This window comes from Cellulomonas rhizosphaerae, from assembly GCF_003470205.1.
GTDB lineage: Bacteria > Actinomycetota > Actinomycetes > Actinomycetales > Cellulomonadaceae > Cellulomonas > Cellulomonas rhizosphaerae.
Genome location: NZ_QWKP01000202.1, coordinates 18,215 through 38,440, shown reverse-complemented (window position 1 = coordinate 38,440; position 20,226 = coordinate 18,215). Strand labels below are relative to the sequence as shown.

The 20,226-nt window shown below is 73.6% G+C and carries 17 protein-coding genes; 4 read left to right on the top strand and 13 right to left on the bottom strand.

Annotated features, from left to right (window positions below; genetic code table 11):
* Together efeB and D1825_RS11525 are read left to right on the top strand one after the other, a co-directional pair.
* On the top strand, window positions 1-1,286 hold a 1,286-nt coding region (gene efeB / locus D1825_RS11530), incomplete at its 5' end, for an iron uptake transporter deferrochelatase/peroxidase subunit (RefSeq protein ID WP_118767567.1).
* A 59-nt stretch (window positions 1,287-1,345) separates the two neighbouring features.
* A complete protein-coding gene (locus D1825_RS11525) occupies window positions 1,346-3,322 on the top strand; it encodes an endonuclease/exonuclease/phosphatase family protein (RefSeq protein ID WP_233549849.1) in 1,977 nt (658 codons plus the stop codon).
* A gap of 278 nt (window positions 3,323-3,600) precedes the next feature.
* Here D1825_RS11525 and D1825_RS11520 read toward each other — a convergent pair whose 3' ends face one another.
* On the bottom strand, window positions 3,601-5,052 hold the full coding sequence (locus tag D1825_RS11520; protein WP_118767566.1) for an NAD(P)H-quinone dehydrogenase: 1,452 nt from the start codon (window positions 5,050-5,052) through the stop codon (window positions 3,601-3,603).
* A 44-nt stretch (window positions 5,053-5,096) separates the two neighbouring features.
* Between D1825_RS11520 and D1825_RS11515 the strand changes: the two genes are divergently transcribed.
* Both D1825_RS11515 and D1825_RS11510 read left to right on the top strand, forming a co-directional pair.
* Window positions 5,097-5,927, top strand: coding sequence for a purine-nucleoside phosphorylase (locus D1825_RS11515; protein ID WP_118767565.1), 831 nt, complete (start codon window positions 5,097-5,099; stop codon window positions 5,925-5,927).
* Between the two features lie 35 nt (window positions 5,928-5,962).
* Window positions 5,963-7,828, top strand: coding sequence for a phospho-sugar mutase (locus D1825_RS11510; protein WP_118767564.1), 1,866 nt, complete (start codon window positions 5,963-5,965; stop codon window positions 7,826-7,828).
* A gap of 21 nt (window positions 7,829-7,849) precedes the next feature.
* Here the strand turns inward: D1825_RS11510 and D1825_RS11505 are convergent, their stop codons facing one another.
* The 12 genes from D1825_RS11505 to D1825_RS11450 form a co-directional block, all read right to left on the bottom strand.
* Window positions 7,850-8,077 carry a hypothetical protein gene (locus tag D1825_RS11505; RefSeq protein WP_118767563.1) on the bottom strand — a complete coding sequence of 76 codons (228 nt, stop codon included), beginning with the start codon at window positions 8,075-8,077 and terminating at the stop codon, window positions 7,850-7,852.
* A gap of 51 nt (window positions 8,078-8,128) precedes the next feature.
* Window positions 8,129-8,806, bottom strand: a complete 678-nt coding sequence (deoC, locus tag D1825_RS11500; protein WP_118767562.1) for a deoxyribose-phosphate aldolase — start codon at window positions 8,804-8,806, stop codon at window positions 8,129-8,131.
* A complete protein-coding gene (locus D1825_RS11495) occupies window positions 8,803-9,876 on the bottom strand; it encodes an adenosine deaminase (RefSeq protein WP_118767561.1) in 1,074 nt (357 codons plus the stop codon). Before D1825_RS11495 ends, deoC begins: the two co-directional genes overlap by 4 nt.
* Window positions 9,873-10,091, bottom strand: coding sequence for a hypothetical protein (locus D1825_RS11490; RefSeq protein ID WP_118767560.1), 219 nt, complete (start codon window positions 10,089-10,091; stop codon window positions 9,873-9,875). The genes D1825_RS11495 and D1825_RS11490 overlap by 4 nt, the downstream gene beginning before the upstream one ends.
* 69 nt (window positions 10,092-10,160) lie before the next feature.
* Entirely contained in the window at window positions 10,161-11,444 is a 1,284-nt protein-coding gene (locus tag D1825_RS11485) for a thymidine phosphorylase (protein ID WP_118767559.1), read from the bottom strand.
* The gene (locus D1825_RS11480) at window positions 11,441-11,839 is read right to left on the bottom strand and encodes a cytidine deaminase (RefSeq protein WP_118767573.1); all 399 of its coding nucleotides are present in this window, start codon (window positions 11,837-11,839) and stop codon (window positions 11,441-11,443) included. Before D1825_RS11480 ends, D1825_RS11485 begins: the two co-directional genes overlap by 4 nt.
* A gap of 5 nt (window positions 11,840-11,844) precedes the next feature.
* Entirely contained in the window at window positions 11,845-13,137 is a 1,293-nt protein-coding gene (locus tag D1825_RS11475; protein ID WP_118767558.1) for an ABC transporter permease, read from the bottom strand.
* Window positions 13,134-14,417, bottom strand: coding sequence for an ABC transporter permease (locus D1825_RS11470; RefSeq protein ID WP_407643327.1), 1,284 nt, complete (start codon window positions 14,415-14,417; stop codon window positions 13,134-13,136). The genes D1825_RS11475 and D1825_RS11470 overlap by 4 nt, the downstream gene beginning before the upstream one ends.
* A complete protein-coding gene (locus D1825_RS11465; protein ID WP_118767557.1) occupies window positions 14,414-16,054 on the bottom strand; it encodes an ABC transporter ATP-binding protein in 1,641 nt (546 codons plus the stop codon). The genes D1825_RS11470 and D1825_RS11465 overlap by 4 nt, the downstream gene beginning before the upstream one ends.
* Window positions 16,055-16,195: 141 nt before the next feature.
* Window positions 16,196-17,311 (bottom strand): BMP family lipoprotein, encoded by a 1,116-nt coding sequence (locus D1825_RS11460; protein ID WP_118767556.1) that lies wholly within the window; start codon window positions 17,309-17,311, stop codon window positions 16,196-16,198.
* 233 nt (window positions 17,312-17,544) lie between these two features.
* The gene (locus tag D1825_RS11455) at window positions 17,545-18,738 is read right to left on the bottom strand and encodes an amidohydrolase (RefSeq protein WP_118767571.1); all 1,194 of its coding nucleotides are present in this window, start codon (window positions 18,736-18,738) and stop codon (window positions 17,545-17,547) included.
* A 302-nt stretch (window positions 18,739-19,040) separates the two neighbouring features.
* Window positions 19,041-20,150, bottom strand: coding sequence for a mannose-1-phosphate guanylyltransferase (locus tag D1825_RS11450; RefSeq protein ID WP_118767555.1), 1,110 nt, complete (start codon window positions 20,148-20,150; stop codon window positions 19,041-19,043).
* Window positions 20,151-20,226: the final 76 nt, after the last annotated feature.

The window sequence follows — 20,226 nt, the reverse complement described above, 5'->3', positions numbered from 1 at the left end:
TCGCGGTCGCCGGCGCCGCGGCCGGCTTCGGCGTCGGCCGCCTGACCGCACCCGAGCCCGCGCCCGCCGTCGCCGCCGGCGGCTCGCGCACGTACCCGTTCACCGGCACGCACCAGGCCGGCATCGTCACACCCGCGCAGGACCGGCTCTACCTGGCCGCGTTCGACGTGACGGCGACCTCGCGCGACGACCTCGTCGCGCTGCTGCAGCGCTGGACGACGATCGCCGCGCGGCTGACCCAGGGCCTGTCCGCCGGCCCGTACGGCCCGGCCTCGGGCCCGTACGACGCGCCGCCGGACGACACGGGCGAGGCCGCCGACCTGCCGCCCGCGGGCCTGACGATCACGTTCGGGTTCGGCCGGTCGCTGTTCGTCGGGGCCGATGGCGCGGACCGGTTCGGCCTCGCCGACCGGCTGCCCGGTGGGCTCGTCGACCTGCCGCACTTCCCCGCCGACAACCTCGACCCCGCGCGCACCGGTGGCGACCTCGTCGTGCAGGCGTGCGCCGACGACCCGCAGATCGCCGTCCACGCGATCCGGAACCTGTCGCGTGCCGCGTTCGGCTCGGCGACGATCCGGTGGACCCAGCTCGGCTACGGCCGGACCTCGTCGACGTCGACCGCGCAGAAGACCCCGCGCAACCTGTTCGGCTTCAAGGACGGCACCGCCAACGTCAAGGCCGAGGAGACGGCCTCGCTCGACGAGCACGTCTGGGTACCCGCGTCGGCCGCCGACGCGGACACCACCGACTCGGCGTGGCTGACGGGCGGCTCGTACCTCGTCGCGCGGCGCATCCGCATGCGGATCGAGACGTGGGACCGCACCTCGCTCCGCGAGCAGGAGGACCTCGTGGGACGGAACAAGGGCGAGGGCGCGCCGCTGTCCGGCGGCACCGAGTTCACCGAGCCGAATTTCGAGACGACGGGCCGGGCCGACCAGCCGCTCATCGCGACGAACGCTCACGTGCGGCTGGCCCACCCGGACTTCAACTCGGGTGCACGGATGCTGCGCCGCGGCTACAACTTCACCGACGGCAACGACTCGCTCGGGCGGCTCGACGCGGGGCTGTTCTTCCTCGCGTTCGTCACCGACCCGCGCACGCACTACATCCCCATGCAGAACCAGCTGTCCAAGTCGGACGGGCTCATGGAGTACCTCGAGCACACCGGGTCTGGGCTGTTCGCGGTGCCGCCGGGCGTCGCGGCGGGCTCGTTCGTCCTCGGCGCGGACGGCACGCCGCTGACCACCCGCCACTCCCCCTACGTCGGCCAGGCCCTGTTCACCTGACCCGACGAGTGCGCTGGTCGGAGCGCGGAGGGGGGCCGGTTCGGAGTAGCGTCGCGAGCGTGACGCAGCTCCCACCCGACGTGCGCCCACCCGCCACACCGCCCGACGCCGGCACCCCCACCCGGGTCTGGCTCGTCGCGACGCTGACCGTCGCCGCGCTCGAGATGATCCGCGCGAGCGGCCCCCTGCTCGACCGCGCGTTCGCGACGAGCACGGTCGCCGCCGGTCTCGCCGCGGCGGGCACCTACGCGGCCGCCGGGCTCGTCGCGGGCCTCGTGCTGCTGGCCACGCGCTGCCGCTCGGGGATCCCGACGACGGCCGCGGTCCTGACCGGCGCAGGAGTCCTGGCCGTCGCACGGCTGCTCGCGCAGGCCGTCGACGGCGGGGCGCTGTTCTGGGTCGGGCTCGTGACAGTGGCCGTCGCGGTCGCGGCGCTCACGCTCGCGGTGGCCTTCGTCGCCGGACGCCCTGCGGGAGGGCGGCAGGCCGCGACCGGGCTGCTGCTCGGGTGCGGGCTCTCCGTCGGACTGCAGATGGCCCTCGGCACGTGGGACGCGATCTGGCGGGACGGCTGGTCGGGCTGGGTCGTGGCCGCCGTGATCGCGCTCGCGCCGCTGCTCACCGCGCGCTCGCTGTCCCGCGGGCACGGCGGTGCCGCGCCCGCGACCGGCCGGCCGCGGCGACTCTGGGCGCTCGGTCCGTTCCTCGCGCTCGCCGCGATGATCCTGGCCAACCCTGCGTTCGCGGCCTCGCAGACCGGCATCGCCCTGGGCATCGCGGGGCTCGTGCTGGTCCTCGCCTCGGTGGTCGGCGTGTGGATCCTGCTGCGGCCCGAGACGTGGCCCGGCCCCGTGCGGATCGGCGCCGCGGTGCTGCTCGTCGCGGGGACCGCCGGGACGATGTGGCTGACCGGCGCGCTCGCCCTCGTCGCGCTCGTCGTGCTCGCGGTCGCGGTCGGGGTCGTCGTCACCGGAACCCTGACCATGCACGGGCCCGCGCCGCGCGGCGTGCTGCGGACCATGGGGGCGACCGCGATCGCCGGCCTCGGCATCGTGCTGCCGCTCCTGCTCTACATGCTCGACTACGACGTCCCGCTGCCGGTCGACAACGCGTGGGTCGTCGTCATCGCCGCGCTGGTCCTGGCGCTGACCGGGTTGCGTCGACGCACGCCCGACTCGCCGCCCGTCGAGCATCCCGCCCCCGAGCGCATCCCCGCGCGGGTCAACACCGTGCGGCTGCTCCTCGGGCCCGCGGTCCTGCTCGCGCTCGTCGGCCTCGTGCCCTACGGGACCAGCACCACCGGCCCGGACGTCCCCGCGCGCGCCGCGAGCGACGAGCTGACCGTCGTCACCTGGAACCTGCACTACGGGGTCTCGCCGCTCACAGCGGTGGACCTCGAGGGCATCGCGCGGACCATCGCCGAGGAGCACCCGGACGTCGTCGCGCTGCAGGAGGTCGAGCGCGGCTGGATCTTCGGCGGCGGCACCGACGTCGCGACCTGGATGGCGCACCGCCTCGGGATGACCGTGCGCTTCGCGCCGGCGGCCGACCGGCAGTTCGGCAACGCCGTCCTGTCCCGCTCCGCGCTGGCCGACACGGCCGTCCACGCCCTCCCGTACGGCGCGGGGCCACAGCAGCGCTCGGCGCTGTCGACGACCGTCGTGACGCGGTCGGGCACCGCCGTGCGCGTGACGTCGGTCCACCTCCAGCACCGCGAGGAGAACACGCCGACCCGCCTCGAGCAGCTCCGCACGCTGCTGGCCGACGAGCCCGTCACCGGCCCCTCGCTGCTCGCAGGCGACCTCAACGCCGAGCCGGGCTGGCCCGAGATCACGCTGCTCGAGGACGCCGGCTGGGTCTCGGCGGTCGACACCGCCGGCTCGTCGGACGCCTTGACCTCACCCAGCACCGACCCCGACGCCCGCATCGACTGGATCTTCGGTCAGCAGATGACCTTCACCGACGCCCGCGTCCCGACCGAGCCCCGCGAGTCGGACCACCTGCCGGTGGTGACGCGCGCGGCACCGATGAGCTGAGCGTTGGGGTCGGAGGCTGCGCCGCGGGGCGGCCAGCGCTGCCGCTGGTCGTCAGTACGCCGATTCGTCATCGATACGGTGATTGCAATCGGCGTATCGATGAGAAATCGGCGTGATGCCCGGGCTGGGCGGGTGGGCGCTCGCCTGGGGGCAGGCGTCGGCGGCGCTGCGCGCCGGCCGGGCTTGTTGGGCGCCTCAGTCCCTGTGCTTGTGGTCGGACTGACGCTGCGCTCCGGGGCCGGCGGGTGCTTCGCCCCCACCGGCCCCTGCGCTCCGCGTCAGTCCTCCGTACGGTGATGCAGCATGCGTGCCACCTCCGCGATCGTCCCCGACATCGACGGGTAGACGGTCACGGCCTCGGCGACCTGGTCGGTGGTCATCCGATGGGTCACGGCGAGGGTCAGCGGGAACACCGACTCGGACGCGCGCGGCCCGACGAGCACCGCGCCCAGCACCTGGCCCGAGGCCGGGTGCGCGAAGATCTTGATGAACCCCTCCCGCACGCCGAGCATCTTGGCGCGGGGGTTGCGGGCGATGGGCAGCATGCTCACCGCGTACTGGATGCCCATCGACTGCAGCCGGGACTCCGAGAGCCCGACCGTGGCGATCTCCGGTGCCGTGAAGATGTTCGCCGAGACGCCGCGCAGCGCGAGCGGCTTGACCGCGTCGCCGAGTGCGTGCGACATCGCGATCCGGCCCTGCGTCGCCGCGACCGACGCGAGCGGCAGCACGCCCGTGACGTCGCCGGCGGCGTAGATGCCGCGCGCGCTCGTGCGCGAGACCTTGTCGACCTGGATGTGCCCCGACGGCGACAGGCGCACGCCGGCCTCCTCGAGCCCGAGCCCGGTCGTCGTGGGGATCGACCCGACCGCGAACAGCACGTGCGACCCCTCGACCTCGCGGCCGTCGGCCAGCGTCACGACGACACCGTCGGCGGTCCGGCGCGCGCCCTCGGCCCGCGAGCGCGAGAGCACGTGCATGCCGCGCGCCTTGAACACGTCCTCGAGCAGCTCGGCGGCGTCCGCGTCCTCGCCCGGCAGCACGCGGTCGCGGCTGGAGACGAGCGTGACGTCCGCGCCGAGCGACGTGTACGCGCCGGCGAACTCGGCCCCGGTGACGCCCGAGCCGACGACGATGAGCTTCTCCGGCAGCGCGGTGAGGTCGTAGAGCTGGGTCCAGGTCAGGATGCGCTCGCCGTCGGGGCGGGCCGTCGGCAGCTCGCGCGGCGTCGCACCGGTCGCGACGAGGATCATGTCGGCCTCGAGGGCCTCGTCGGCCACGCCGCCCGGCGTCGTCACGAGCACGCGCTGCGGGCCGTCCAGGCGCCCCTCGCCGAGCAGGATCCGCACGCCCTCGCGCTCCAGGCGCGCACGGATGTCGGCGCTCTGGGCGGCGGCCAGCGCCTTGACGCGCGTGTTGACCGCGGCGAGGTCGATGTAGTGGCGCGCCTCCGCGCCGGACGCGGCGAGGTTGTCGGCGCGGATGCCCAGCTCGGGCGCGCGGTCGGCGATGGTGAGCCACTCGGCGGTCGCGATGAGCGTCTTGGACGGCATGACGTCGGTGAGCACCGCGGCGCCACCGAGGCCCGCACGCTCGACGATCGTCACGTCGGCACCCAGGCGCCGGGCGACGAGAGCCGCCTCGTAGCCACCGGGACCACCGCCGACGATGACGACGCGGCTGGCGGGGTTCACGGACGCATCGGGCGCAGGTGTGCTCACGACGCCCATTGTGCCGTTCCTGTGAGTGCTCGCACGGGCGATAACCTCGGGGCATGAGCGACGTCACAGACCTCGACGACCCGACGACCGACCCGTTCGACGCAGCACGCGCGGCCGCGGCGCACCTCGCCGAGGCGACAGGCGTGCCGAAGCACGACGTCGCGCTCGTGCTGGGCTCCGGCTGGGGCGGCGCGGCGGACCTGCTCGGCGAGACGGTCGCCGAGATCCCGAGCACCGACGTCCCCGGCTTCTCGGCCGCGGCCGTCGTCGGGCACAGCGGGATCATCCGCTCGGTGCGCATCGCGGCGACCGGCAAGCACGCGCTCGTGCTCGGCTCGCGCACGCACCTGTACGAGGGGCGCGGCGTGCGTCGCGTCGTGCACGGGGTGCGCACCGCGGCCGCGGCCGGCGCGACGACCGTCGTGCTGACCAACGGCTGCGGCGGCCTCAACCCCGCGTGGGGCCCGGGCACGCCCGTGCTCATCCGCGACCACATCAACCTCACGGCGACCTCGCCGCTCGAGGGCGCGACGTTCGTCGACCTCACCGACCTGTACTCGACCCGCCTGCGCGCGATCGCGCACGAGGTCGACGCGACCCTCGGCGAGGGCGTGTACGTGCAGTTCCCCGGGCCGCACTACGAGACCCCGGCCGAGGTGCGCATGGCCGGTGTCCTGGGCGGCGACCTCGTCGGGATGTCGACGACGCTCGAGGCGATCGCCGCGCGGCACGCGGGCCTCGAGGTGCTGGGCGTCTCGCTCGTCACCAACTTCGGCGCCGGGATCAGCGAGACACCGCTCGCGCACGCGGAGGTCCTCGAGGCCGGCGCGGCCGCCGGGCCGCGCATCAGCGCGCTGCTGGCCGAGGTCATCAAGCGCCTCTGATCGTCGGGCGGCCGCCGGGCCGCTACGTTGGTGCGATGGACGACGCCGGGTCGAAGCAGGTCACGTGGTCGGAGCTCGAGGGACAGGTGCAGGCCTGGGTCGACGACGACCCCGACCACGACACCGCCGACGAGCTGCGCGCCCTCCTGGAACGCGCGAACCGCGAGCCGGACGGGCTCCAGGACGGCCGCGACCCGGACCCGACCCAGCGTCAGGTGATCGACCAGCGGCACGCCGCCCGCGACGAGCTGGCCGACCGCTTCTCCGGCCTGCTGCAGTTCGGCACCGCCGGTCTGCGCGGCCGGCTCGGCGGCGGCCCGCACCGGATGAACCGCGCGGTCGTGATCCGCGCGGCGTCCGGCATCGCGGACTTCCTGCTCGGCGAGCTCGACGGCGTGAGCCCCCGCCCCCGCGTGGTCGTCGGCTACGACGCGCGGCACAACTCCCACGACTTCGCGCTCGACACCGCCGCGGTGCTCACCGCGGTCGGCATCGAGGTGCTGCTCTTGCCGTCGGCCCTGCCGACCCCCGTGCTCGCGTTCGCCGTGCGGCACCTCGAGGCCGACGCCGGGATCATGGTCACCGCGTCGCACAACCCCCCGCAGGACAACGGCTACAAGGTCTACCTGGGCGGGCGGGTCGTCTCCGACTCCGGCCAGGGCGCGCAGATCGTCGCCCCCGTGGACGCGGCGATCGCTCACGAGATCGCGCGCGTCCCGTCGGTCGCGTCCGTCCCCCGCGCGCAGGACGGCTGGACGCTGCTCGACGACGCGGTCGTCGACGCGTACGTGGCGACCGCCGTCGCCCTGGCCGACCCGGCGGCGCGCGCCGCCGCCGCGAAGCTGCGCATCGTGCTCACGCCGCTGCACGGCGTGGGCGGCGCTGTGGCGCAGCGGGTGCTCGCCGAGGCCGGGTTCACCGACGTGCTCGTCGTGCCCGAGCAGGCCGACCCGGACGGCGACTTCCCGAGCGTCGCGTTCCCGAACCCCGAGGAGCCGGGCGCGATCGACCTCGCGATCGGCCTCGCGGGCGACGAGGGCGCCGACCTGGTGCTCGCGCTCGACCCGGACGCCGACCGGTGCGCGGCCGCGGTGCAGGACCCGCGCTCGCGCTCCTTCCGCGGCCCGGACACCGCGGCGGCCGAGGGCTGGCGGATGCTGCACGGCGACGAGACCGGCGCGCTGCTCGGCGCGACCGTCGCGGCCCGGCTCGCCGCCGACCCCGGCCCGCTCGACCCGACCGCGACGTTCGCGAACTCGATCGTCTCCTCGCGCCTGCTCGCGCGCATCGCCGACGCCGCGAGCGTCCGGCATGCGCAGACCCTCACCGGCTTCAAGTGGATCTCGCGCGTCGACGGCCTCGTCTTCGGCTACGAGGAGGCGCTCGGCTACTGCGTCGACCCGGCCCACGTGCGCGACAAGGACGGCATCACGGCGGCGCTGCTCGTCGCCGGCGAGGCCGCCCGGCTCAAGGCGGCTGGCCGCACGTTGGTCGACGAGCTCGACGACCTGGCCCGCACGCACGGCCTGCACCTGACCGACCAGGTCTCGGCGCGGTTCACCGACCTGGCCCAGATCCCCGCGACCGTCGACCGGCTCCGCTCGGCGCCGCCCGCGACCCTCGCGGGCTCGCAGGTGGCCCGCGTCGTCGACCTCGCCGCCGGCACCGACGACGATCGCGGCGGCCTGCCGCCGACCGAGGGGCTGCGCCTCGAGACGCAGGACGGGACGCGCGTCATCGTGCGGCCCAGCGGGACCGAGCCCAAGGTGAAGTGCTACCTCGAGGTCGTCGTGCCGCTGGACGCCGGCGCCGACGACCACGCGGTGGTGGCCGGCCGCCGCGCGGCCCGCGAGCGGCTCGACGCCGTCGCTACGGACATGCGCACGGCCCTGGGACTCTGACAGCCGCCCCACCGTCCAGGGTCAGCGACCGGCGTTCCGCGGGTGGTTCCGTGCGGTGCGCTCGTTGCCGTGGCGGTACTGGCCGGTGACCCGGGCCATCAGCTGCTGGTCGTCGCCGCTCTCGACGTCGTCGAGGAAGTCGGCGGCCCGGCGCCCGCGCAGGATCGTGGCGCGGCGGCCGTGGTGGGTGATGACGACCTCGTCGCCCGTGACGGTGAAGGCGAAGCCGGAGGGCTGGGCGGCGGTCATGGCTCTCCTCGGTCGTCGTCAGTCAGCCGGGTGTGCGCAGTCGAGGCGCGCTCAGTACCCGGCGTCCGCCTCGAGGCCCGCGAGCACGGCGGCCGTGCCGGACAGACCCAGACGGGTCGCGCCGGCCTCGATCATCTCGAGCGCGTCGCCGGCGGTGCGGACGCCGCCCGACGCCTTGATCCCGAGCCGCCCGCCCACGGTGTCGGCCATGATCCGCACGGCGTGCACCGAGGCACCGCCCGTCGGGTGGAAACCGGTCGAGGTCTTCACGAAGTCGGCGCCCGCAGCCTCCGCGGCACGGCACACCTCGACGATCTCGTGGTCGCTCAGCGCGGCCGACTCGATGATCACCTTGAGCACCTTCGGCGCCGGCACCGCGGCGCGCACCGCGGCGATGTCCGCCTGGACGGCCTCGAAGCGGCCCTCCTTCGCGGCACCCACGTCGATCACCATGTCGACCTCGTCGGCGCCGTCGGCCACGGACTGCGCGGCTTCGGCGGCCTTGACCTCCGAGCGGTGCTTGCCGGACGGGAACCCGCACACGGTCGCGACCTTGAGGCCGCGTGCTTCGACGGGCAGGAACGACGGCGAGATGCACACCGAGTAGACGCCCAGGGCGACGCCCTCGGTGATGAGGGCCTCGACGTCGGCGCGCGTGGCCTCGGGCTTGAGCAGGGTGTGGTCGACGAACTGCGCGAGCGCGGTCGAGTCGAGGGGTTCGTGGCTCATGCGCGGTGCCTTCCTCCCCGGGCCGCGGCGTACGCGGGCCGGATCACGGTGTCGATGAGCGCGGCGCGCTCGTCGTGGTGGGCGAACGAGTGCGACGCGGCGGTGACCGTGACGTCCTCGAGGTCGGCCAGCGTCCAGCCCGCCTCCTGCACGAGCAGCGTGAGCTCGCGGGACAGGGACGTGCCGGACTGCAGCCGGTTGTCGGTGTTGATCGTGACGGCCATGCCCAGCTCGCGCAGCCTGGTGACCGGGTGCTCGGCGACGGAGGCAGCGCCGCCGGTCTGGACGTTGGACGAGGGGCACAGCTCGAGCGGGATGCGGCGGTCGCGCACCCAGTGCGCGAGCAGCCCGAGCGCGTCGGCGTGCACGTCGTCGGCGAGCCGGACGCCGTGCCCGAGGCGGGACGCGCCGGCCACCTGGACGGCCTCGGCGATCGAGTCGAGCCCCGCCGCCTCGCCCGCGTGCACGGTCGCGGGGAAGCTCGCGAGCCGCAGCGTGTCGAACGCGCTCGCGTGCTTCGAGGGCGGGAAGCCCTCCTCGGGCCCGGCGATGTCGAAGCCGACGACGCCCGCGTCCCGGTTGGCCAGGGCCAGTGCGGCGATCTCGTCGGCCCGGTCGAGGTGGCGCATCGCGGACAGGATGGTGCCGACGCGGATCGTGCCCGCCTCGGCGACCCCGTCGGCGAACCCGGCCTGGACCGCGTCGACCACGTCCTGCAGGGACAGCCCGCCGAGCAGGTGCTGCTCGGGCGCGTACCGCAGCTCGGCGTAGACCACGCCGTCGGCGGCCAGGTCCAGCACGGCCTCGCGTGCCACGCGGCGCAGCCCGTCCGTGCTCTGCATGACCGCGACGGTGTGCGCGAAGGTCTCGAGGTAGAGCTCGAGCGTGCCCGCGCCGGCGGCCTCGACGAAGCACCGGCCGAGCTCGTCGGCGTCGGTCGTGGGCAGCTCGTGGCCGATCTCGGCGGCGAGCTCGACGATCGTCGCGGGCCGCAGCCCGCCGTCGAGGTGGTCGTGCAGCAGGACCTTGGGCAGGGACGGGATCAGCGCGACGAGATCCGGTTGGCTCACGCGTCGCCGTCCTCGTCGTCGAGCAGCACTTCGCTGTCCTGGTCCACCACGTCGGCCTCGTCGGCGGTGCCGTCGAGGTCCGGGCGCGGGAAGTCGGGCTCGTACTGCTCGGGGTCGGGCGGGTCGAGGTCGTCGACCAGCCGGACGGGCTCGTCGGGCGACGCGGGCGCGAGGCCGGCGTCGCGCCAGGCGTCGGATCCGGGGACGGTGCTCATGGCTCCTCCTTGGGTCAGGGCGTTCCCATCGTGCTCCCCGCGGCGACGTGCCGCCACGTCGCCGCGGGGTCAGCCGATGCGGTCGATGACCAGCGGGCGGTTCTCGACGACGGTCCCGGCGGGGCCGACGACGAGGCCGCCGGCGAGCGCCTCGCGCGCCCGGCCGAACCGCTCGGGGGTGTCGGTGTGCAGGGTCAGCAGCGGCTGCCCGGCCCGCACGACGTCGCCCGGCCGCGCGTGGATCTCCACGCCCGCACCGGCCTGCACCGGGTCCTCCTTGCGCGCGCGCCCCGCCCCGAGGCGCCACGCGGCGATCCCCACGGCGTAGGCGTCGAGCGTGGTCAGCACGCCGTCCGACTCCGCCAGCACCTGCTCGGTCTCGCGTGCGACGGGCAGCTCCGCGTGCGGGTCCCCGCCCTGGGCGGCGATCATGCGGTTCCAGGCGTCCATCGCGCGCCCGTCGCGCAGCGCGGCGGCCACGTCCTCGTCGGGCCGTCCGGCGGCCGTGAGCATCTCGCGCGCGAGGGCGACCGTGAGCTCGACGACGTCCGCCGGCCCCCCGCCCGCGAGCACCTCGACCGACTCGCGGACCTCGAGCGCGTTGCCCGCGGTCAGGCCGAGCGGCACGTCCATGTCGGTGAGCAGCGCGACCGTGTTGACGCCCGCGTCGGTGCCGAGCTCGACCATGGTGCGCGCGAGCTCGGTGGCGCGGTCGAGGTCCTTCATGAAGGCGCCCGATCCGACCTTGACGTCGAGCACGAGCGCGCCCGTGCCCTCCGCGATCTTCTTGCTCATGATCGAGCTCGCGATCAGCGGGATCGCCTCGACCGTGCCCGTGACGTCGCGCAGCGCGTAGAGCTTGCGGTCGGCGGGCGCGAGGCCCGAGCCGGCCTGGCAGATGACCGCGCCGACGTCCTCGAGCTGCACCATCATCTCGTCGTTGCTCAGCGCGGCCCGCCAGCCGGGGATGGACTCGAGCTTGTCGAGCGTCCCCCCGGTGTGGCCCAGGCCGCGGCCCGAGAGCTGCGGCACGGCGACGCCGAACACGGCCACGAGCGGCGCGAGCGGGAGCGTGATCTTGTCGCCGACCCCGCCGGTCGAGTGCTTGTCGGCGGTCGGGCGGCTCAGGTGGGAGAACGACATCCGCTCGCCCGACGCGATCATCGCGCCGGTCCAGCGGGCGATCTCCGCGCGGTCCATGCCGTTGAGCAGGATCGCCATGGTCAGCGCCGACATCTGCTCCTCGGCGACCGCGCCGTGGGTGTAGGCGTCGATCACCCAGTCGATCTGCGCGTCGGACAGGCGGTGCCCGTCGCGCTTGGCGACGATCACCTCGACAGCATCGAAGCTCATGCGCGCTCCTCCAGGTCGGCGGGCCCGAACGCGTCGGGCAGCACCTCGGTCATGGGTCGGACGCCGCTCACGGTCTCGACGAGCAGGCGCGGTCCGCCGTGCTCGAACAGCAGCTGGCGGCAGCGTCCGCAGGGCATGAGCACGTTGCCGTGCCCGTCGACGCACGTGAACGCCACGAGCCGCCCGCCGCCCTGCACCACGAGGGCGGAGACGAGCGAGCACTCGGCGCACAGCGTCACGCCGTACGAGGCGTTCTCCACGTTGCAGCCGACGACGACGCTGCCGTCGTCGACCAGCGCGGCCGCGCCCACCGGGAAGTGGGAGTACGGCACGTACGCCTTGTGCATGACGTCCCGCGCGGCTTCCCGCAGGGCGTCCCAGTCGATGTCGGTCACGGCGCTCACTTCACGTAGGGGATGCCCTCGGCGGCGGGCGGGCGCACGCGCCCGACGAGTCCGGCGACGGCGAAGATCGTCACGACGTACGGCGTCATGAGCATGATCTGGCTGGGGATGGGCGTGCCGATGATGCCGAGCACCACCTGCAGGTTGTCGGAGAACCCGAACAGCAGGGCCGCCGCGAGGGCGCCCACCGGGTTCCACCGGCCCAGGATCATGGCCGCCAGGGCGATGAACCCCTTGCCCCCGGTCATCTCCTTGCCGAACGCCAACCCGGCCGCGACGGTGAAGAACGCCCCGCCCAGCCCGGCCACGGCACCGCCGAGCAGCGTCGCCCGCACGCGGGTGCGGTTGACCTTGATGCCCACGGTGTCGGCGGCCTTGGGGTGCTCGCCGACCGCGCGCAGGCGCAGGCCCCAGCGGCTGCGGAAGACGAAGATCTGCAGCAGCACGACGACGACGTACATGATGTAGACGAGGATCGTCTGGCGGAACAGCACGGGCCCGACGATCGGGATCTGGCTGAGCAGCGGGATGTCGATCGTCGGCAGCTTGGGCGGCGAGTTGAACGTCGACGCGTCGGCCTTGAGCACCGTGGAGAACAGGTAGCTCGTCACGCCGACGACCAGCACGTTGAGCACGACGCCGACGATGATCTGGTTGACCACGTACCGGATCGAGAACAGGACGAGCAGCGCGCTGACGATCATCCCGGCGATCGGCGCGGCGACGAGGCCGACGTACGCGGAGCTCGTGATCGAGGCGACGACGGCCGCGAGGAACGCGCCGGCGAGCAGCTGCCCCTCGATCGCGACGTTGATGATGCCCGAGCGCTCGCACAGCAGGCCCGCGAGCGAGCCGAACACGAGCGGGATCGCCAGGAACAGCGAGCCCTGCAGCAGGCCCGTCAGCGGCAGCGGCGAGGACTTGCCCGCGTCGGCCCACGTGAGGAACGCGAGCACGACGACGATGCCGAACACGACCGGCAGCCACGCGCCGACCTTGCGGCGGTTGCGCGTCGCCTGCCAGGAGATCCCCGCGAGCACGAGCGCGATGACCGAGAGCACGATCGCGGTCACCTTGGCGGGGACGGTGATCGGGTCGATCGTGAAGAAGTCCTTGCTGGTGGACAGCACGAAGGTCGAGTCCTGGCCGTCCGCGGGCAGCAGGCCGAACAGCACGAGGCTGATCAGGCCGACGACGCCGTAGCCGATCGGGGCCTTCCAGCTGATCGGCGCGAGCGGCTTGGCCTTCTCCGGGGCGGGCGCCGGCGGCGCCACGGTCGTGGCGGTCATGCCGCCACCTCCTTCGTCGACGAGCGGGGCGTTCGGGTGCGGCGGGTGCCGGGCGCAGGCAGGCGGAACACCGCGCGGACCAGCGGCGGAGCCGCGATGAACAGGACCACGAGGGACTGGACGACGAGCACGATGTCGATCGGTGTGCCGGTGCGCGCCTGCATCGCGAACCCGCCGGCGCGCAGGGCACCGAACAGGAGGCCCGCGAGGAACGTGCCGAACGGCTTGGACCGGCCGAGCAGGGCGACCGTGATGGCGTCGAACCCGAAGCTGGCGGCCACGTCGGCCGTGAGCACCTTGTCCGTGCCGAGCACCTGCGCCGAGCCCGCGAGGCCGGCGAGCGCACCCGCGGTGACCATGACCCAGATGTAGGCCGAGTTCACCGAGATGCCGGCCGTGCGCGCCGCGTGCGGGTTGGAGCCCACCGCGCGCCACTTGAAGCCGATCGTCGAGCGACCCATGAGCCACCAGACGAACACGGCGGCGAGGATCGCGACGATGAAGCCCGCGTGCAGGCGGAACTGGTCGCCGAGCAGCAGCGGGTACTGCGCCGACTCCGGGATGGGCGGCGAGATCGGGTTGGAGCTGCCCGGGTTCTGGAACGGCTTGGTGGTCAGCAGGTACGCGATCAGGTAGACCGCGATGCTGTTGAGCATGATCGTGACGATCACCTCGTGCGCACCGGTGCGCGCCTTGAGCACGCCCGCGACGCCGGCCCACAGGCCACCGCCGATCGCCGCACCGAGCATCGCGAGCAGCAGGTGCAGGCCCGGGGGCAGGTCGAACGTGAAGCCGATGAACCCGCCGAACACCGCGCCGAGGATGATCTGACCCTGCGCGCCGATGTTGAACAGGCCGGCGCGGAAGCCGATGCCCAGGCCGAGACCGGCCAGGATCAGCGGGGTCGAGACCGTCAGCGTCTCGGTCAGCGGCTTGATCTTCTGCGCGAACGTGTCCGCGGTCGAGTCGAACACCGCACCCTGGAACAGGGCGACGTACGCGCTCGAGACGGCGTGCCACGCCGCGGAGAAGAAGTCCGCGGGCTTGGCGAACAGGTAGACCGCGGCGTCCTGGACCTCCTGGTCGGCCGCGGCGATGAGCACGCCGCTGATGATCAGGGCGAGCACGATCGCGAGGGTCGTGACGACCCAGCTGCTGGCCAGGATCTCGCGCATCGCGGTCTGGCCGCGACTCTCGTCGGGCGTCGTGGTGGCCTCCGTCCCGGTGTCCGCCGGCGGCGGGACCGCGGCGTCGGGCAGGGGGGGCGTGGTCGGGCTCACTCGCCGGCCTCCTCGTCGGGCTGGGGGGTGGGCGTGCTGGCGACGGGCGCGGGCGGCGGGCTCGCCGTCTCCTGCTCCGCCTCGAGGTCGGCCTCGCCGAGCAGCGTGTGGTGGGTGGCGGCCTGCGCCTGGGCGTCCTCGAGCGGGACGCCGGCCATCATCAGGCCGAGCACGTCGCGGTCCGTGTCGCCGGGGACGATCCCGACGATGCGCCCGCGGTACATGACCAGGATCCGGTCGGCCAACGCCAGGACCTCGTCGAGCTCGGTCGAGACGATGATCACCGGCGTGCCGTTGTCGCGCTCCTGCACGATCCGCGAGTGGACGAACTCGATCGATCCGACGTCCAGGCCGCGCGTGGGCTGCGACGCGATGAGCAGCCGCAGGGGCCTGCTCATCTCACGTGCGAGGACGACCTTCTGCTGGTTGCCGCCCGAGAGCGTGCCCGCGGGCGCGTGCACCGACGGCGTGCGGACGTCGAACTCGACCGTGCGCTGCTCGGCGTTGGCCAGGACCTTGGCGGGGTTCATCGAGACGCCGCGCGCGAACGGCGGCTGGTCGTGCAGGTCGAGCACGAGGTTCTCCGCGACGGAGAACTCGGCGACGATCCCGTCGATCGTGCGGTCCTCGGGCACGAAGCCCACGCCGGCCCGCAGCACGTCGGTGACCGAGCGGCCCACGAGCTCGCGACCGTCGAGCGTGAAGGAGCCCGCCACGGGCGCCTGCAGGCCGAGCATGACCTCGGTCAGCTCGGTCTGCCCGTTGCCCTGCACGCCGGCGATCGCGAGGATCTCGCCGCGCGCGACGTCGAACGAGACCGCGTCGAGCTGGCGGACGCCCGCGGCGTCGATCACGCTCAGGTCGGTGATCTTGACCGTCGCGTCGCCAGGCTGCGCGGGTTCCTTGGCGACGCCGAGCGACACCGAGCGGCCGACCATGAGCGAGGCGAGCTCGGTCTCGGCGGCGCTCGGGTCCGCGTCGCCGACGACCTTGCCCCGGCGGATGACGGTGATGCGGTCCGCGACGGCGCGGACCTCGCGCAGCTTGTGCGTGATGAAGACGATGGACGTGCCCGACTCCTTGAGCTGTCGCATGATCGCGATGAGCTCGTCGGTCTCCTGCGGCGTGAGCACCGCGGTGGGCTCGTCGAGGATGAGCACCTCGGCGCGGCGCGAGAGCGCCTTGATGATCTCGACGCGCTGCTGGGCACCGACGGGCAGGTCCTCGACGAGCGCGTCCGGGTTCACGTCGAACCCGAAGCGGTCGGAGATCTCCTTGACGCGGCGGCGCGCCTCGGCGAGGTCGAGCAGGCCGCCGCCCTTGACGGGCTCGTGCCCGAGCGCGACGTTCTCCGCGACGGTGAAGACCGGGACGAGCATGAAGTGCTGGTGCACCATGCCGATGCCCGCGGCCATCGCGTCGCCGGGGCCGACGAACACGCGCGGCTCGTCGTCGACGAGGATCTGGCCCTCGTCGGGGTCGTACAGGCCGTAGAGCACGTTCATCAACGTGCTCTTCCCGGCGCCGTTCTCGCCCAGGAGGGCATGGATCTCGCCGGGTTCGACCACCAGGTCGATGTGGTCGTTCGCCACCAGGGCGCCGAACCGCTTGGTGATGCCGCGCAGCTCGAGCTTCACGAGATCACGCTCCTTCGCGTCGTTGTCAGCACCCTAGCCGCGCAGGTCGCGGCGCGGCGGTGCGAAGTGCGCCCGGCGGCCGCGCAGCGGTCTGGGCATGACGGTGGCCCGGGCCGAGGGGCCCGGGCCACCGTCAGTGGATCAGTTCTGGCTCGGCGACTCGACCTTCAGGTCACCGGTGATGATCTGGGTCTTGAGCTCCTCGACCTTCGTCTTCACGTCGGCCGGGACCTTGGAGTCCAGGTCGTGGAACGGCGCGATGTCGATGCCGCCGTTCTCGAGCGTGCCGACGTAGGGCTCCGACGTGAAGGAGTCCTTCGAGGCCTGCTCGACCGTGTCGAAGACCGACTGGCCGATCTGCTTGATGACCGAGGTCAGGATGATGGACTTGTAGTCCGGCGCCGTGTCGTACCAGTCGGCGTCGACGCCGACGATCATGACGTCGCCCGCGTCCTTGGCGGCAGCGGCGGCACCGAGGCCGACGGGGCCGGCGACGGGCATGATCACGTCAGCGCCCTGGTCGATGAAGCCCTTGGCGATGTTCTGGCCCTTGGACTGGTCCTCGAAGTCGCCCGTGAACGAGCCCTTCTGCTTGTCCTTGTCCCAGCCGAGGAGCTTGACCTTCTTGTCGAAGTCCTCGTTGTACTTCTTGACGCCGTCCGAGAAGCCGTCCATGAAGATCGAGACGGACGGGAGCTGGATGCCACCGAAGGTCGCAACCGTGCCCGTGGCGCTGGTGCCCGCGGCGACGTAGCCGGCGAGGAAGGCGGCCTCCTGCGTGTTGAAGAGCAGCGGCTTGCCGTTCTCCAGCGTGACCGGCTTGAAGTCCTTGTCCGAGAACGCGGAGTCGACGAGCGCGAACTCGACGTCCGTGTTGGCCTCGGCCGCGGCCTGGATCGGGTCCTCGAGGAGGAAGCCGACACCGATGATCAGGTTGCACTTGTCGGAGAGCAGCTGCGCGATGTTCGGCGTGAAGTCCGTCGCGGCGGTCGACTCGACCTTGTTCGTCTGGACACCGAGCTCGGCGCCTGCGCGCTCGAGGCCCTCGGCACCCGACTGGTTGAACGACTTGTCCTCGAAGCCACCCGAGTCCGAGACCATGCAGGCCTTGAAGTCGACGGGGGCTGCGCTCGAGGCGCTGGCGCCCGGCGCTGCGGACGTGGGCGAGGCGGCCTCGTCCTCGGGGGCACTGCCACACGCCGCGAGCGCGAGGGCGAGCGCCCCGCTGAGCGCGGCCACGCGGATGATCTTGTTCACGCGACACTCCTGGATTCTCGTCAGCAGACCGGTCCCCAATGGTCCGGCGGCGCCGCGGTCGGCCGGAGCCGGGTCACGTGCGCGCGCGGACCACCTGTCCGGCGTTGATGGTCGGACTCTAACCAGCCGCAGGTCACGCGCATGTTACCGAGGGGTATCGCCCCTGGTTCCGTTACTCACCTGAGACATGCGCCCAGGTGGCGGACGAGATCTCTCGCCTGCTGAGACGAATCTCAGCCGCCGGCCAGCACCGCCGTGCGCGCGAGCAGGAGGGCCCCCGCCTCGATCGCTCGCTCGTCCACCCGCAGGTCACCCTGGTGGATGTCGTAGGTGGGGCCGCCGGGGGTCCGGGTGCCCAGCCGGGCCATCGCGCCGGGCACCTTGGTCAGGTACCAGGCGAAGTCCTCGCCGCCGAGCGACTGCTCGGTGAGCAGCACCGACTCGGCCCCCAGCATGTCGCGCGCGGCGGCCTCGAGCAGGCCGGTCGAGCGCTCGTCGTTCTCCACGGGCGGGACGCCGCGGTGGTGGACGACCTCGACCTCGACCCCGAGCGGGGCCAGCACCTGCTCGACCGCGGAGTGGAACACCTCCGACGCCTTCTGCCACGCGCGCACGTCGAGGCAGCGCAGCGTGCCCTTGACGGTGCCGGTCGACGGGATCGCGTTGTGGGCCGTGCCCGCCTGGACCGCGCCCCACGTGAGGTTGACGCCCGAGCGCGGGTCGAGCCGGCGCCCGAGGATCGCCGGCACCTGCGTGATGACCTGCCCGAGCGCGAACACCACGTCGCCGGTCAGGTGCGGGCGCGACGTGTGGCCGCCGGGGCCCGTGACGGTCACCTGGACCTCGTCGCTCGCGGAGGTGATCGGCCCGATGCGCGTGCCGACCTGGCCCACGTCGACCTTGGGGTCGCAGTGCACGCCGAAGATCCGCGCGACGCCGTCGAGGCCGCCCTGCGCGATCACGTCGAGCGAGCCGCCCGGCTGGACCTCCTCGGCGGGCTGGAAGATCAGCCGCACGCCGGTGGTCAGCTCGCCCGCGGCGGCCAGCTCGGCCAGCGCGAGCCCGGCCCCGAGGACGACCGTGGTGTGCACGTCGTGGCCGCACGCGTGCGCGACCCCCCGGTTGGTCGAGGACCACGGCAGCCCGCAGGTGTCGTTGAGCGGCAGCGCGTCGATGTCCGCGCGCAGGCCGATCCTCCGCGTCCCGACGGGGCCGATGTCGCACAGCACGCCCGAGCCGGGCAGCAGCCGCGGCTCGAGGCCGGCCAGGCGCAGCCGGTCGGCGACGACGCGGGACGTGCGCTCCTCCGTGCGGGCCAGCTCCGGGTGCGCGTGGATGTCGCGGCGGATCTCGACCAGCTCGTCACGCAGGGACGCGAGCAAGCCCGTCAGGCGAGTGGCACCAGGCCCCGTGGGCGCGGGCCGCACGTCGTCGAGCGCGGGGTGAGAGCCGTCGAGCGCGGGCGTGGCGGACGGGGCGGGCTCGGCGGGCTGCGGGGTCACTGGCTGGGCGGACACGTCTTCGAGGCTATCGCCGCCGCGCGGCGGGGACCCGCCCCGCCCACCATCCGACCCCCTATCTCCCCCGCCAACCCCGCTGACTGACCCGAGGTAGCCGCGCTTGTGACGGGAGTGCACGCGTGGGACGCAGATCGGCCCCACGAGGCGACTCTGGTCACAGGTGCGGCTAGGTCGGGCCGACGCAGCGGGCGGCGCACGCCGCGCAGGGGTCAGAGGAGGTCGTCGCGGCCCGCGGCGCGCCAGCCGTCCACCGCGGACTTCACGTCCTGCGCGTGCGCCCGCGTGGTGACGAGCACTGCGTCGGGGGTGTCGACCACCACGGCGTCCGGGAGCCCGATCACGGTCACCGTCCGGCCCGAGCCCGGCACGACGAACGACCCGTCCGCCCCGAGCCGCAGCACGTCGGCAGCGGCCCCCAGCGTCACGCCGTCCGGCCCGGCAGCGAGCAGCGGCGCGAGCGAGGCGAAGTCCCCCACGTCGTCCCAGCCGAACTCGCCGGGCACCACGGCCACGCCGCCCGCGGCCGCGACGGGCTCGGCGATCGCGTGGTCGATCGCGATCTTCGTCAGCCCCGGCCACACCGCGTCGAGCACCTGCGCGCGCGACGGCCCGTCCCACGCGGCGGCGATCTCGCGCAACCCGGCCGCGAGCGCGGGGAGCTGGGTGGTGAGGTGGTCGAGCAGCACGCGGGCCCGGACGATGAACATGCCCGCGTTCCAGCGGTACTCCCCCGTGGCGAGGTAGGCGGTCGCGGTCTCCTCGTCGGGCTTCTCGGTGAACCCGACGACGTGCAGCGCGCTCGGCGCGCCCTCGACGCCCAGCGGGCCGGCCGAGCGGATGTAGCCGAAGGCCGTCGACGGCCCCGTCGCGTGGATCCCGATCGTGACGACGAACCCGGCGCGGGCCGCGGCGACGCCCTCGCGCACCGCGGTCTCGAACGCCTCGGTGCCGTCGATGACGTGGTCGGCGGCGAAGGAGCCGAGCACCACGTCGTCGCCGTGCCGCTCGAGCAGCACGGCCGCGGCGAGGCCGATGGCGGCCATGGAGTCGCGCGGCGAGGGCTCGGCGAGCAGCCGGTCGCCGATCCCGGGCAGCTGGTCGCTGACGTCGGTCACGTGCCGGGTCCCGGTCACCACCAGGACGCCGTCGGGACCCGTCAGCGGGACCAGGCGGTCCACGGTCCCCTGCAGCAGGGTGCGGCCCGAGCCGGTCAGGTCGAGCAGGAACTTGGGGCGACCCGCGCGCGACAGCGGCCACAGGCGGGTGCCGGCACCACCCGCGGGGACGACGGCGTGGAACCCGGGGATCGGCGTGGACATGCGGGCCAGGCTAGCGACCCGCGCCCGGCCGCCGCCGGGACTCGTCGGGCGAACTGCCTGCACGCGGCGCGCCCAG